The following is a 14,201-nucleotide window of genomic DNA, read 5'->3' on the forward strand; positions in this document are numbered from 1 at the left end:
GCCGGCCTTGTCGTAGGAGTAGTTCGAGGCGACGGAGGGTTCCCCCGTCTTCTGGGGTTCGACGCGGGTCAGGCGGCCCTGGCTGTCGTAGCCGTAGGTCGTGGTGATCTGGTTCGTGTTGTCCTTGCGGGTGCGGATCTTGGTGCCGTCGGTCGTGCCGCCGGTGCCGTACTTGTAGGTGTAGGTGAGGTCGACCAGGGTGGCGGTGCCCGAGACCGCCTTGATCGCGGTGGGTCGGTTGGAGGCGTCCAGGGTGATGCTCTGGGTGGTGCCGCCGGGGTAGGTGGTCTTGGTGCGCTTGTCGTTGTTGTTGTACGCGTAGGTGGTCTTCTTGCCCGCCGGGTCCAGCAGTTCGGTCAGGCGGCCGGCCTTGTCCCAGGTGTAGTCGGTCTTGCCGTTCGGGTCCTTGTACCAGTCGACCTCACCGCCGCCGGGGGTGTAGGCCAGGGTGATGGTCGAGGCGTCTGGAAGGATACGGAACTGCTCCCGGTTCAAGGCATCGAAAGTCCACCTGGTAGTGCCGGTGCCGTCGGTACGTGAGGTGGTGTTGCCGTCGGCGTCGTAGGTGTGGGTGACGGTGGCGTAGCCGGAGGTATCGGTCTTGATGATCCGGTCGCGGGCGTCGTAGCTGTAGAGGGTCTTGACTCCGCGGCCGTCGGTGGAGGTGGCGGTGCGGCCCAGGGCGTCGTAGGTGTAGGTGGTGACACCCAGGGGTGCGGGTGGGGTGACCTTGGTCAGGTTGCCCTTGGTGTCGTAGGTGAAGGACGTGGTCTTGCCGTTGGCGTCCTTCGCGGTGCAGCGCTGGCCCTGGAACCCGCCGCAGGTGGGGGTGGCGGGGTTGTAGGTGTAGGTGCGCTGTCCGCCCTCGGTGCCGCTGGTGGTCACCGACAGCGTGTTGCCGGCCGCGTCGTAGGCGTAGGTGTCCTTGCGGCCGTCGGCGTCACTCATGCTGGTGGGCAGATCGGCCCCGGCGACCGTCTGGTACTGGGCGGCCGCGTTCGCCCCGGTGGGCAGCTTGGCCGAGGTCGGGTTGTTGCGGGTGTCCCAGCCGTAGGTGGTGACGTTGCCGCCCGTACCGCCGGTGCCTGTGCCCATCGCGTCGGTCGCGGTCTGCACCAGATGGTTCTGGTAGCTGGTGGAGCGGTTGTGGCCCAGCGGATCGGTGACCTTGGTGATCTCACCGTCCGCGTTGTGGGTGTGGAGCGTGCGGTCGCCGTCCGGATCGACCGCCGTCGTCGTGCCCGCCTGATACGGGTATGCGGTGTCGTAGGCGTAGGTCCAGGTCGGACCGACGCCGCTGACGGTCAGCCGCTGCACGGAGACGACCCGGTTCTGTGCGTCGTAGTTGAACAGGGTCTCGTTGCCGCGCGGGGTGGTGACCTTCGCGACCCGGTTGGAGGAGTCGTAGGTGTAGAGGGTGGATTTGCCGTCGGTGTCGGTGGACTTGACCAGGTTCCCGCCGCCCTCACCATTGACGTCCGGTGCGGACAGTTCGTGGGAGACGGTGCGGCCGGCGTTGTCGGTGGCCTGCCAGTGCGTTCCGTCCTGCTTGACGAGGTCGATCCAGCGGCCCGAGCGGGTCTCGGTGAGCTTGAAGCCGGTGTGCTCGCCGTCCTGCTCGTGACGGGTGACGGTGATGGTCCCGTTGTTCTTGTCGGTGACCTTCGTCAGGACGCCGCCGGAGGTGTAGGTGTCCTTCGAGCCCGACTTGCGGTCGGTCAGCGTGTAGGTGCCGTCCGCGTTCTTCTTCAGGTCCTTGCTGTACCCGGACGGCGTGGCGAGCGTGCCGTCGGCGTTCTTGGTGAAGCGCACCGCCGCGCCGGTGGCGTCGTAGTGGATCACCTCACTGGTGAACATCAGGTCCAGGCGCCGCTCATAGCCCTGCCACCAGTTCTCCACCTGGCCGTACGGGCCGGTGAAGGAGTTGTAGGTCCGGGTCAGCTGCAGCTTCTGGCCCACCCCGGCGATGTCGAAGTCGGTCGCGGCCAGCATCAGGTTGCCGTTGGACAGGTTCACCCGCGCCACCAGGGCGTCGGTCAGACGGGTGTCGGAGTAGCGGTGCCAGGGCACCTCGCCCTGCCCCTCCGGCACGAACGTCAGCACCCCCAGCGCCGAACGCGTCGACTTCTGCGGCTCCCCCCCGCTGCGGTGCTGCTTCTGGGCCTCACGCCAGGCGGCCTCCTCTGCCGAGGGTGTGGCCGACGGCTCGCTGGGCACCGGCTTGTTGACACCCACCGGCACCTCCGGCACGGCGGGCTCGGAACCATCCCGGCCCCAGGCGGACGAGGCCGGTGCCTCCTCTTGCCCGGCCGCGACCGCGGTCGCGGCCGGGAGCGAGGACAGGGCCAGCGCGCCGGAAGTGATCACGGCCAGTGCGGCCAGACGAGCGGTCTTCTTGCGGGCGCGCCACGAAGACGCGCTTAAGACACGCGAGTTCACAAGGATCCCCCCACGGGATATGTGCACCGGTGACCCCACTGGCCACCGGGCGCACACAACCTGTCACGCCACAAACACAGATCCGACGCCGTGCCCGCGATCTTCCTCCACACACGGCCAGGAACCAGACCCTCCGCATGACACCCGCTCACACCGTTTAGGCGTACATTTCGGATTTCACCGACGCTCACGAATCACGAAACAGACGAACCGGACCTCCGTCGCGACCGAAAGTGAACAGGCGTTCGTCACCACTGTCAGTTGCGTTCCGGTCATCACTCACTGGCATTCCAGCCACCGAAGCGCTCGCGGCAATATCACCTGCAACCCGCCTGGTCTGCCATCCCCGGACTGCTCAGCCACCTGCCCGGTAACACCGGAGGCACGCCGCACCAGCCCGGTCAGGTCGCCAAGGTCTGCGCGCGCAAGGACCTGGCCGAGCTCGTCGCCGCGGACACCCCGCTCGGCCCCGACCAGACCACCACCCGCCTGCGGGTGAGGAGGGTGGGGTTCGACTGGACGGTCAAGCCGACGCGGATCCGATCCGCGGAGTGGGCCGAGGTGGAGTTCGGTACCTCGCGGGCCGGGGCGTCCCTGGTCCCGCTCTACCGCACCGCTGACGTCAACGCCCTCCCCCGGGCGCATCCCGAAGCCGACTGGGAGGAACTCCGCCGGGTCGGGAGAAGCCGGCCCTCGCCGCTCGCCGCGCTGCTCCCGAAGACGGAGGCGAAGGTGGCGTCGATGTAGGAGCCGGACAGGCGAAGAGGGGCGGCCGCCCGAGATTTCCGGGTGGCCGCCCCTTTCGCCGCGTCGGGCGGGTTCAGCCCTGGTGGACGAGTCGCTCGTACGTCACGGCGCCGAGGAGGTCGACCGGCTCGCCCGTGTCGGTCAGGTCGATCGCCACGAGCCAGCCCTCGCCGTAGGGGTCGTCATTGACCGCCCCGGAGTTCAAGGCGAGTTCGTCGTTGACCGCGACGACCTTCCCCGAGAGCGGGGCGTAGACGTCGAAGGCCGCTCCCGCGGACTTCACCTGGCCCATGCCCTGCCCCACGGCCAAGATCTCTCCCACCCGGGGGAGGTGAGCGGAGACGACGGCCCCGAGCCGGCCCTGGGCGTTGTCGGTGATCCCGATCCGCGCCTCCTCTTCGCCCGTCCTCAGCACCCACACGTGGTTCTCGGTGTACTTCAGCTCTTCCGGGACCACCGCTCCTCCTTCATGCCGCGTCCATGTCCGACACCCGGTGAAACGACAACCCGGCCCCGGCGGATACGACCGGCCCGGCCAGGAGCCTCCGGCGCGCAGGCGCGGCCAACGGATGGAGTTGTTCGGCAGTAGCCAGAGCAAATGGGCGGATCAGGTCGGTACGGAGACGGGCAGGATCGGTGCCCTTTCCTTGTCTGCGATCTTTTACCTGTCACCGCCTGCCGGCCGTAGGCTGAGCCCCCGGTACTCCACCAGGTTCTGCCGGGAACCTTTGGCAGGGCGCGCAACATCGTCAAAGAAGGTCAGCATGAGGGACGAGTTCTGCTTCGAGCCTCCGGTCGGAGCCATCACCGTCAGCCACCGGGACAAGGGTCTGGCGCTTCTGAAAGGTCTCGGTGCGCATGCCCTGCGTCTGGAGTTGGAGGTGCGGCTCCCGGCCGCCGCCGAGGCCGGCCGAGTCCTGACCTTGGAGACCGACTTGCATGCTCCCGCCGGTACCGGTTCGCTGCTGTGGCTGGGGTCGGCCGCCGTGACCGTGCCTTTCCAGCCGGGCACGGTCGAGCGGCCGCACGTGCAGTACGTCCTTCCCAACACCCTGGTGCGGGCCCTGGAGGAACGGCGCCGCGGCGACCTGCGCCTGGAGGTGAACGTACGGGCCGTACTTCCCCAGGCGTCCGTTCATCCCGGCTGCCCCGACGTGCGACTGCGCCTGGACGTAGCCGAGGACCACTGGCTCAAGGAGCTCGAAGGGCTGGGCCGCTCCCTCGGTGTGGAGATGCTCCTGCCCTTCCCCGCCTGCGACCGGCCCGGGCACAAGGCGGCCGATCATCTTCTGGAAGCACAGCGCAAGTTGCGGGAGAACGACATCGACGGTGCCCTGTCCGGTGCTCGCCGTGCCCTGGAGCACGTCGAACGCCACAGCGGCTGGGGCCGGCCGGGCAAGAAGCCGAAGCGTGAACGTGATGTGGGCGAGCGCTGGACCGTGATCCGCAAGGCGATCGAGGAACAGACCACCATAGGCGCGCGCCCGGACGCTATGGGCAAGACCTTCATCCACAGCCGCGCGGACGCCGAAACGGTCATCGCCCTGACCGCCGCCCTGGTACGGCTGATCGACTGACCCGATCCCGGGCAACATCCCAACAACGGGCAGAGGGTGCGGCTGGGCTTCTGTGCGCTTCGGAGCCGCGCGGTGCCGGTCTCCTACCAGAGGCTGGGGGTGTCGGTCAGGGCGATGCGGGCGGTGATGCGTTTGCCGACCGGTTCCTGCTCGATGAACAGCTCCTCGGTGACGGCCTTGACGATCTCCATGCCGTGCTGGCCGATCCGGCCCGGATCAGCCGTCCGGGCCGCCGGAATCGCCGGGTCGCTGTCCCACACCACGATGTCCACACTGCGCGTGCTGAGGCGCAGCTCCATCAGGACGGGGCCGGGAGCGTACTTGCAGGCGTTGGTGACCAGTTCACTGACGACCAAGGCGGTGAGATCCCGTGCGCGTTCCGAGACCGTCAGGTGATGTTCGGCGCGGGCCTTGTTCAGGAAGGCGGCGGCGTGGTGACGGGCGTCGGCTATGCAGCCGTCGTCCCCGTCCAGCGCGTAGCCGGCGCGCATCAGGTACTCGCCCGGAAGGGGCTGTGCGCTGCCGTCATGATCGGCACAGGGTTCCACCGGATTCGTCCTCGTTCCCGTTCATCCGGTGCGGCTACCCGCCCGGCCAGTCCTCACGCGGCACAAGCCGGCCCGCGCCGCTGTCCGGGTGGGCCCGGGCTGGACGGGTGAGGCACAATCGTCCGCGCACGCCGCTGCCGCAAGGCAGCATAAACGCTGTTGAGGAGACGATGACCAGCAACGACAGAGCCGACTGGCCCGCCCGACTGTCCGCAGTGCACCGTGTGGTCGACGGCGTGCGCATCGCCACCCTGCACGGCGAGATCGACTACGACGAGACGGACATCCTGCGCCAGGCCCTGCTGCCCGAAGGCCAGCCGGTGCTGCCGGTCGTGGCCGACATGAGCGGCGTGACCTTTCTCGACTCCAGCGGCATCAATGTCCTGCTCAGGATCAGCCAGCAGGTGAGCCGGCTGCGCATCGCCGCACCCACCGAATCCGTCCGACGCGTTCTGGCCCTGGTCGGCGCCGACACCGTCATCGACTGCCACCCCACCGTTGAGGACGCCCTGCACGCCTGACACTCCCTACCGCGGCGGCCGGCCGCGATCCGCAGTCGTACGACGACGGCCCTCCGGACACCGACCAACCGCCGACGGGTGGGTCAGGCGGGGAGTGGAGGGGGTCAGGGCGGGGTGGTCGATATGGTGGTGCTCGATGTCGACGCCGTACGCACCGCCCCACGCCTCCCAGACGAGCCGGCCAACCGTCTAGGCCGCCGCAACACTGCGATGACGGCCGCCCTGGCACGCCATGGTGAGCCGGGCGAGACAACCGACGGGCACTTCGTCGGCCAGGGCGCGGAGTTGGACGGCGGTCCGGTTGATCAGGGTCAGGGCGCCGGGGGTCTTCAGGACGTGGGCGTAGACGTTGCCGTTCAGGTCGGTGCGGTAGCGCATCGCGGGGTCGTCGGCCGGGTTGCGCAGGGCGCGGCTGAGGTCGAGGTAGAGACCGGTGGCAACGAGGGCGTGGGCGCCTTCGTGACGGATGCCGATCGAGGAGATGACGGCGGCGACCAGGCCCCGCCCGGGGAGATGTGTGATCTGCATGTCCCCCGCCCTCGTCCGGCTTCAAGGCTTCCGGAAGGAATTGTCCGTTGCCTCCGAGAACACCCAACGGGCAACGAGACGTGCCGTTTCGGCGGGCGCGGTGGCGGTGGTGGTGTCAGCCGGAGGGGGTGCCGGCGGGGTCCCGGCCTCAGTCCAGCGTGCCCCATGCCTTCCAGGGGCCGTCGTCCTCCTGTGCGGGGGCGGTGCGCGAGCGACAGAAAAGCGGGGCGGGCCGAGGCGGAGGCGGGGTGGGCCGCTCCGGATGGGCGAGAGGCCGTGCGGGCGGGGGCGGGGTGATCCGCTCGGCCTGCGCGAGCAGGGCGAGGACGGCGGCCGTGCAGGCGGCCCGCCACTCGGCCCGTGCTTCCTTCGACAGGTCCGGCGGGACGGGCAGGCGGCGCAGGACCTGTCCGGCCACCGTATGTAGGGCTCCGGCCTCCACCAGCCGCAGCAACTCCTCCGGCTCCTCGTCCATACGCAACGGGCACGATGAGAGCAGCGCGAGAAGCCGGGCACGGGTCGAAAAACGCGACGCAACAGGCACACCCCCTTCAACAACCGGCACCACCAGCCGGTACGGGCGGTCAGGGGCAGCCCGTCACGTCTGTGAGCGAGCACCCTGCGGGATGCGGCCGGGGCGGTACGCGTCGGAGATGTCGCGGTGGTCCTGGGCGGGCGGGTGGCCGGCGGAAAGGACGCAGCCGCCCGGGGAGCGTCCGGTCCCGTGGAGCACGTAGGCGCCGCAGATGTCGGGGCCGGTGTCGTCGATCTCGGTGTTGTGGTATGGCTCGGTGTGGCCGCGGTCCCGGTCGCAGGACCACGGCTCCCAGCCCTCAAGGTCCCGGGGCGGCTTCTCCAGCATAGGGCACAGGTGGTGGCGGTCCTGGCGGCGGAAGCACAGGGCGGAGCCGTAGCCAGATCCGTGCCATGGTGCTGGCTCTGCCCCGAACCCCGCCCGCGCGAGGGCCTTCTCGCACGCCGGGCCGATCTCCTCGTAGTCATAGGTGAGGCGGGCAATACCGCCTGCGGCCCAGTCCGGATGGGCGCGGACGTGGACGACCGCGTACGGATCGTCTCGGCCGAGCGCCTTGCACAGCGCGTCGTCCATGAGCTGGTGGACGAAGTCGCTCTCGGGGACCAGGACGTAGCCCGATCGCGGAGGCCGGGATCGGTAGAGCACCTCGTACGGGCGCACTACGGCAAGCGGGACGGTCCGGGGCCGGGTCAGGGTGGTGGCGTCGACGACCACCAGGCCGTCGACGCCGACCCCTGTCACGCGGACAATCGCCCGGCTTCCCGGCCGCAGGGCCCGCAGGAGCGTCCCGGCCCCCGGCCTGACGGTGGTGGTGTTCACGACCCTCATCCTGCCGCAGCACCAGAGGGCCTGAGGCGAGGCCACGACACCGGCCGGTCCGGTTCCGTGCCCGCCAGCTGGTCGCTACAGGCGGCGTAGTTCAGGGAGTGTGGAAGCCGGACAAGCCGCGCCTCCCTGTGCTTTCGGCAGCGCGGCCAGCGTGTGTTTCAGTCCGCTTTGGGGCGCCAGGAGGCGCTCTGTCGTACCGCTGCGACAGCTCCCCCGATCCAAACCAACACGGCTAGCACACCTGCTCCCACCACAGCCACGTAAAGCATCGCCCAGGACAGTTCGAAGCTCAGGCTGTCGGCGGCATTGGTCAGCGGGGTCGCCAGCCACACGTGTGCGGTCAGTCCGGCTACGCCGGCCAGAGCCAGCGGTAGCAGCAGAGTGAAGGCGGAGACACTGAAGAAAATCGTCCTGCGTCCGGTGAGGACGCTGAGCGCGGACATGCGGCGCGCGAAACGCAGGAACTCCGAGAGGTTGCCGATCGCGATAGCTGCTGCGACGAACAAGACTCCGGCTACGCCGAAGAAGAGGACCCACCGGCTCTGCAGGGCCAGGAGGTTGGCTCCGAACAGCCAGTTGCTGCCGATGGTGCCGATTGTCGGTGATGTCACCAGCGAAGCATTGGCCAGTGCTTTCAGGGCGGGCACGGACAGCTGCTTGCCGTCCGCGCCCACCAGGACCAGGAGCTGTCCTCCTGGAGTGCTGGGACGCACGGTAGTGGCCCGTGCGGTGAATCCATGGCCTGCTCCTCTCGGGGTGTGCCAGTAGCCCAGTTCACGTACTCGAGTGTCCAGGCGTGCGGGGTCGACCGGGGTGCTTTTCGATTCGCAGGGCAGGTGCAGCTCGGTCAGTCCGGTGCAGGGGCCGGCGATCTCGGCTGTACCTGTGCTGCCGTCTGTTGTCAGCCAGAGAGTGCTGGTTCCGGCGGGCAGTGACTGGAGGAAGGTGTCGGTACGTGTCTTCGGCCCCTGGGGTGTTTCCATAACCACAACGCTGCTGCCCACACGTGCTTGTGTGGCGCGTGCTTCGACAGCGGGTCCGCTGTTGCGGCTCTGCCAGAGCTGGACTTGTCCGATCAGTACGAACGCGATGATCACGCCGGAAGTCAGACGGGCTGTGGTTCCGGGCCAGGCCGCTGTCCAGCGGCCGGCGACCAGGGCGCCGGAGCGTCCGAACCGGTTGCCGGCGGCGGCGATGGCGCGTCCGGCTCCCGCGCAGGCCAGAGCGAGCAGGGAAGGGAGCGTGGCGACGGTTCCCAGGACCCCAATTGCATAGACCAGCAGTCGGGTGCCGCCGCCGGGGGTGAGTTCGGGTCCACGGACCGCGAAGAGCAGCATCAGCGGGCAGAGGTAGGGCCACCAGCGTGGCAGCCGTGAGGCGGACAGTTTCGGGCGGGTCGATTTGCCGCGCTTGCGCTGGTGCGGGTGCATCAGGATGACGGTCAGCAGCAGCACCAGGAAAGCGGCCACGGCTGATCCCAGCATTGCCCAGGACCAGTTACGCAGGTCGGTTGCCGAGAGTTCATAGGCGACTCCGGGCAGGGTGAGGTCGGTCAGCAGGGCGGGAATCAGCAGCAGCACGCCCAGCAATGCCCCGGAGGCGGCGGGCAGGAGTGCCTCGCCGATGTTGAGGGTGGCGCGCACCCGCCATCCCCCGCCGAGCACGTCGAGCAGTTCGGTGCGCTGGTCGCGGGCTTCCGCGCCGGCCCTGGCAGCGGCGACGGCCAGTGCTCCCACCGGGAGGACCAGCATGAAGAGCATCAGGACGAGCAGCATGTAGGGGGGGTTGACCGCGAGCAGGTCGCCGAGCGCGGCCGGTGCGTCCGCCCCGTACCCGGAGATCGGGACCATCGACGCGCGGTCCAGCACCCCGGCTGCGGGACGTGCGTAGACCAGGCGTTCACCTGGTGTCGCGAGGCCGGAGGTGTCGATGGTGCCGACCATGCGTCCATAGCGCCCATCGATGTTCTCGGAGGCGCCTGCTTCGAGCAGGGCTTTGGAGAGTACGGCTTCGCCGGGTGCGGGCCAGCGGGTGACACCGGGGGGAAGGGGCGCGTCATTGGTCAGCGGTTCGATGTAGATGACGGAGAACTGCCGCATCGCCACGTCGTCGAACTTGTCCGTCCACAGTGCGCGGGCTTGGGGAGAAGTGGCGGAGGCGACCGGGAGCGGGGTACGGGCTGCGGCGCGTGCCTCGCGGCCGTCATAGGTGGCGAACACCGCAGCGATGGCGGCGAAGGTCAGTGTCAGCGCGAGCGCGGCGGTGCCGAGTGCCACGTGGCGGATGCGGCTGGCCGTGCCCGTACGTGCCGCTGTCCAGCCGATGCGCATCAACTGCCCCCACAGGGAGCGGCCCGCGCTCACAGGAGCTTGCCGTCGGTCAGAGCGAGTGTGCGGTCCGCGCGGGCAGCGACATCCCGGTCGTGGGTGACTGTGAGCAGCGCGCATTCCCAGCGTTTGGGCAGGCTGAAGAGCAGGTCGGCCACACTGTCCCGGTTCGCCTCGTCGAGTGCTCCGGTGGGTTCGTCCGCCAGGATGAGCCCGGGTTTGTTCACCAGCGCCCTTGCCACAGCCGTACGCTGGCGCTCACCGCCGGAGAGTGTGGCGGTGGCCGCGTCGGATCGGGGCACGCCGAGGTCGTCGAGCAGACGGGCCGCATCCGCGTAAGCGGTGGCGCGCGAGACACCGGAGAGCAGTGCGGCCAGGGCGACATTCTCCACCGGTGTCAGTTCGGGGATCAGCTCGCCGAACTGGAACACCACACCGATGTGCGAACGGCGGTGCTCGGCCAGCTTGCGCCGGTTCAGGCCGACGAGGTCCACTCCGGCGACCTCGATGTTGCCCCGGTCAGGCTTGAGCAGCCCGAGCGCGCAAGAAAGAAGCGTGCTTTTCCCACTGCCGCTCGGACCCATGACGGACACCGACTCCCCGGCGTTCAGAGTGAGGTCAAGATCGCGCATCAGGGTTCTGCCGCCGATCTCGTAACCCAGGGAGCGTAGTTGGAGTACCGCGGAATGGCTGGCCATGTGTTTCCTTGCGTGATGCGTGTGGGGAAGAACGACGGCCGGGGGCCACCGCCGTGGGCGATGGCCCCCAACACTCAGAGGCTGCTCAGCAAAAGCTGCGGCCGAGGCCTACGAACGCCAGGAGTCACAGCTGTCCGACTGGAAGTCCAGCGACAGGCACGCCTGGATCTTCGTGACAGCGGCCCCGGCCGGGCTGTAGACGGTCGTGCCGTTGCCGCTCTTGTTGTGGAGCGTCTTCATGTCGCTGACGCTGCTGGTGCGGAAGTAGTTGACGTAGACGGAGTCCCCGTCCGCGATCGTGTCGGAAAGCCCGACACTGGTGTTGGAGCCGTAGCTCCACGCGTGCGCGCCGGTGGCGTACGAGTCCATCGTCTTCGCCATCGCCGGCGAGCTGCCGAGCACGGCGCCGGCGCCGATAAGAACGGCGGCGGCCTTCATCATGATCTTGCGCTGCATCAGCGCATCCCCTTCCCTATGAGAAACCCCGGCTGTCTACAGCTCAGGGCATGGGTAAGGGTGGCGCCCCCCTCGCCCGGCAGCAGAGTGTAATACCTTCATCACCCTCGGCTGCGAAATCGAACCTACGTTCAGATATCGCTTCGAGGCAAGATCATTTTTTCAACTATGTTAAGTCGCCTGTCATTTGCCGTTCGCATAGACCCAACTCACCGTGTATACCAGGGCATACGCACCCAGGCCCTGAAGCTACCTCGCAGCTCCTCAACATCGCCTCCGGGTCGGCTTGCCCAGCATGTCGGGGGCCCGGGTTAGGTCCGGCGGCGGAACAGGCCACGTCCCTTCCTCGCCCTTTCCTCCGCCTCCGCCGCCTCCCGCGCGGCGTCCTCCTCCGCCTGCCGCCACGCGGCACGCTCGGCCTCGAGCCGGGCGAAGTGCTTGTCCCGGCACGGCCCGCACAGCTCGTCGGTACGGTCGCCCCAGGACCTTCCCCGCCCGAGCAGGTACTCCCAGCGCTCATCGGTGAATTTCGCCCCGCACCGGGCGCACACCTGCCGCTGCGCGGCCTCGCGCCCCGCCTGCCGGCGCTTGGCCTGCCTCCACTGCACGAGGTACAGCCGGTCGCCGTCCGCGTTGTCCAGGGCCTCGCCCAGCGTCTGCCACTCCTCCCTGCCGAGACGTCGCCACACCTCGCCCGCGGCCCCGGCCTGGTCGGCGGTGATCCGCTCCAGCTCGGTGACGACCACGGGGACCGCCTGGTGGTAGTCGACGGCCGTGATCCCCGTGCCCCGGCCCGGATACGACTCCCCGGCGAAGTAACGGCGGGCGGCTTGCTCCAGGCGCTGCATGCGGCTCTCGCGCTGCGCGGCGGTCTTCCCCGTGAACACGAACGCCACGGGCACGTAGCCCTCATGGCCCGTCGCCGGGTAGATCCGCGACCACAACCGGAAGTCGTAGACCGCCGCTCCCCGGGCCGCCCTCTCCTTGGCCGGGTCGGCCCTCGGCGCCAGGAGCTCGAACCAGTCGGTGTAGCGGCGCAGCTTCGCCGTCAGGTCGTCGACGGGCTCGTTAACGCGGTCGACCTCCAGGAGCATCACGGGCACCCCGGCGTCCGGGGCGCGCATCGTCAGGTCGGCGTACTGGGTATAGCCGTACGGGAGCTTGTGGGCGATCTCCGTCTGCCAGGACAGCGGAGTGCCGAACCTGGCCCCGGTCAGAACGGCGGCGGTCAGGGTGACGGCGGCGGCGTGCTCGTCGTAGCCCTGCCCCGGAATCGGCCTGCCCTTGGTGTCGTACTTCTGCTTGCACAGCGCGGAGATCCGCACGTTCCTCGGCAGCAGCCCCTTGGCTTCCTTGTGACCCGTCTCGGTGAGCACCCACAACTGGTGTCCCGACTTCAGCCGCCTCTCCACCCGGACCATGCCCGTCTCCTTCAACGCGTTCAGTGTGTCCCTGGCGCACCGGTCGTGCCGGTCTTCGGGCCGCAGCATCCTCCACAGGTGTTCAGGAGTAGCCCTCTGGAAGATTCCCAGAGCCCTCAGCACTTCCTGCCTTCGCACTCCGGTCGGCTTCCACGCCTCTGCAGACCTAGGAGGGTTGTCGAACGTCTCGCGGGACCTTGACTTCCCGGCCTGACCTGCGGAGACACGCCCGGCGGGCGAAGCGGCCGTGGAGGGGGCGACGGAGGGGCCCGTGGAGGGGGCCAGCGGGTCCCGATCGACGTCGTCGGAAGGCCGGCGGTCGCGGGCGGCGCGGTCTTCGCGGGCGGGGTCGGGCGTGGGTTCGGTGGGCACGGTGTCCTCGGTTTCTCCGGCCTGTGGGCCGGGTCGGCGATCGTCCGGCCCGTACGCGGATGTGCGTACGGGCCGGGGCCACCGTCGGAAGCAGCCCCTTGACCGCGGTCTGACCGCCACCGGCATCCGGTGTCCGATTCTTCCTCGACTAGGCCCCTGTCGTGCGGGTTTGTCCGTGAGCGGCATCACGATCGGCTTCTTGTCCCCCGGTGGGCTGACAGCAAGGGCGAAGCTCCGCCCGGGCCGGAAGATCTGCTCTAGCGTGAGCGGTCCCGTCATCCGTTTGGCAGAGGAGCCGAAGGTGCCCGAGGTCTGGATCGGCTCGCGCCGCTACGCAACGAAGAAGGCCCGGCAGCAGGCGGTGCAGGCGGTCCTGGGCCGCTACAGCCTCGGGCAGGTCGTCGACCAGGAGGACGACGACCTGCTGCTGCGGGACCTGCTGGACATGCATCCCGACGCGGCGGACAAGGTCGGCCCCGGAGTGGACCACTTCCGGATCATCCCCACCCCGCGTGGTCACCACAAGGGCCCCGAGGCGGTCCTGGTCGACGGCGCCAAGGTCGCCTTCTCGTACATGAAGTGCCTGGACGCCCCCACGCACCGTCAGCGTATGCTGGCCGCGATGCGCACCGAGATCCAGCCGCAGGTCAACACCTACTATGAGTCCCGCAAGGCGTCCCACACGCTCGTGTCCGATGAGAGCGGCCAGCCCCTGGCCCCCGCCGACGTCCACGTCTCCTACTTCCGCGGCCCGCGCTTCCACGACATCGCGATGGAGCTCGTCCAGGCCGCCGGCGGCTTCGACTCCATCGAGCTGACCGCCGAGACGGCGCGGGGACTGGCCCTGTTCACCGACCGGACCCTGGCAGAACGCTGGCACGCCCACCACCAGGAGCACGCCGTCCTCGGGCTGCTGTCGGCCAAGGAGAACCTGCGCCGCCCGCACGTATAGACGGGAGCCGCCAAGGGGAAATGCGTCGGTCGCCGGGGCGGTAGCAGACCTGGACAAGGGGTCACGGCCGGGGCGTGCCGCCGGGCCGACCAGGGAAGCCGAGTGGGCGATTTAGACCGTGTCCTATGTGGTGAGGCGGTCGTTGGGCTGGTCATGGGGCGGGGTACGTGGAGTTGGATTGTTCCGGACGGGCTGTGGGAAATCGCAAAGCCGCTGATCCCGCCCTCTCGGGTGCGGCCGCAGGGCGGCGGA

The 14,201-nt window shown here is 68.9% G+C and carries 14 protein-coding genes and 1 pseudogene; 5 read left to right on the forward strand and 10 right to left on the reverse strand.

Annotated elements, in window-relative coordinates; translation table 11 throughout:
- On the reverse strand, positions 1-2,367 hold a 2,367-nt coding region (locus ADL08_RS04875), incomplete at its 3' end, for a DUF6531 domain-containing protein (RefSeq protein WP_053640792.1).
- A 333-nt stretch (positions 2,368-2,700) separates the two neighbouring features.
- On the opposite strand from ADL08_RS04875, the gene ADL08_RS37900 reads away from it, so the two are divergent.
- A complete protein-coding gene (locus ADL08_RS37900) occupies positions 2,701-3,186 on the forward strand; it encodes a hypothetical protein (RefSeq protein ID WP_234351997.1) in 486 nt (161 codons plus the stop codon).
- Between the two features lie 73 nt (positions 3,187-3,259).
- Here the strand turns inward: ADL08_RS37900 and ADL08_RS04885 are convergent, their stop codons facing one another.
- Positions 3,260-3,643, reverse strand: coding sequence for a glycine cleavage system protein H (locus ADL08_RS04885; protein ID WP_053640793.1), 384 nt, complete (start codon positions 3,641-3,643; stop codon positions 3,260-3,262).
- A 307-nt stretch (positions 3,644-3,950) separates the two neighbouring features.
- Between ADL08_RS04885 and ADL08_RS04890 the strand changes: the two genes are divergently transcribed.
- On the forward strand, positions 3,951-4,763 hold the full coding sequence (locus ADL08_RS04890) for a hypothetical protein (protein ID WP_053640794.1): 813 nt from the start codon (positions 3,951-3,953) through the stop codon (positions 4,761-4,763).
- 83 nt (positions 4,764-4,846) lie between these two features.
- On the opposite strand, the gene ADL08_RS04895 is transcribed toward ADL08_RS04890, so the two are convergent.
- Entirely contained in the window at positions 4,847-5,254 is a 408-nt protein-coding gene (locus ADL08_RS04895) for an ATP-binding protein (RefSeq protein ID WP_053640795.1), read from the reverse strand.
- 227 nt (positions 5,255-5,481) lie between these two features.
- On the opposite strand from ADL08_RS04895, the gene ADL08_RS04900 reads away from it, so the two are divergent.
- Positions 5,482-5,832, forward strand: coding sequence for an STAS domain-containing protein (locus tag ADL08_RS04900; protein WP_053640796.1), 351 nt, complete (start codon positions 5,482-5,484; stop codon positions 5,830-5,832).
- Between the two features lie 189 nt (positions 5,833-6,021).
- Here ADL08_RS04900 and ADL08_RS04905 read toward each other — a convergent pair whose 3' ends face one another.
- From ADL08_RS04905 to ADL08_RS34800, 7 genes are all read right to left on the reverse strand, one after another.
- A complete protein-coding gene (locus ADL08_RS04905) occupies positions 6,022-6,360 on the reverse strand; it encodes a hypothetical protein (RefSeq protein ID WP_053640797.1) in 339 nt (112 codons plus the stop codon).
- 148 nt (positions 6,361-6,508) lie between these two features.
- A complete protein-coding gene (locus ADL08_RS04910) occupies positions 6,509-6,835 on the reverse strand; it encodes a hypothetical protein (protein WP_159042989.1) in 327 nt (108 codons plus the stop codon).
- Between the two features lie 123 nt (positions 6,836-6,958).
- Positions 6,959-7,714, reverse strand: coding sequence for a hypothetical protein (locus ADL08_RS04915; protein ID WP_159042990.1), 756 nt, complete (start codon positions 7,712-7,714; stop codon positions 6,959-6,961).
- A 167-nt stretch (positions 7,715-7,881) separates the two neighbouring features.
- On the reverse strand, positions 7,882-10,053 hold the full coding sequence (locus tag ADL08_RS04920; RefSeq protein WP_159042991.1) for a hypothetical protein: 2,172 nt from the start codon (positions 10,051-10,053) through the stop codon (positions 7,882-7,884).
- A gap of 29 nt (positions 10,054-10,082) precedes the next feature.
- Positions 10,083-10,748, reverse strand: coding sequence for an ABC transporter ATP-binding protein (locus ADL08_RS04925; protein ID WP_053640801.1), 666 nt, complete (start codon positions 10,746-10,748; stop codon positions 10,083-10,085).
- Between the two features lie 108 nt (positions 10,749-10,856).
- Positions 10,857-11,204 carry a hypothetical protein gene (locus ADL08_RS04930; RefSeq protein WP_053640802.1) on the reverse strand — a complete coding sequence of 116 codons (348 nt, stop codon included), beginning with the start codon at positions 11,202-11,204 and terminating at the stop codon, positions 10,857-10,859.
- A gap of 311 nt (positions 11,205-11,515) precedes the next feature.
- Entirely contained in the window at positions 11,516-13,276 is a 1,761-nt protein-coding gene (locus tag ADL08_RS34800; RefSeq protein WP_324610422.1) for a replication-relaxation family protein, read from the reverse strand.
- Between the two features lie 22 nt (positions 13,277-13,298).
- Here ADL08_RS34800 and ADL08_RS04945 point away from each other — a divergent pair, with 22 nt between their 5' ends.
- Together ADL08_RS04945 and ADL08_RS37525 are read left to right on the forward strand one after the other, a co-directional pair.
- Positions 13,299-13,949: a DUF3223 domain-containing protein gene (locus tag ADL08_RS04945; protein ID WP_053640804.1), complete on the forward strand. Its 651-nt coding sequence runs from the start codon at positions 13,299-13,301 to the stop codon at positions 13,947-13,949.
- 153 nt (positions 13,950-14,102) lie between these two features.
- Positions 14,103-14,201 (forward strand): annotated as a pseudogene (locus ADL08_RS37525) (IS5/IS1182 family transposase); the annotation flags it as partial.

Source organism: Streptomyces sp. NRRL F-6492, assembly GCF_001280125.1.
GTDB lineage: Bacteria > Actinomycetota > Actinomycetes > Streptomycetales > Streptomycetaceae > Streptomyces.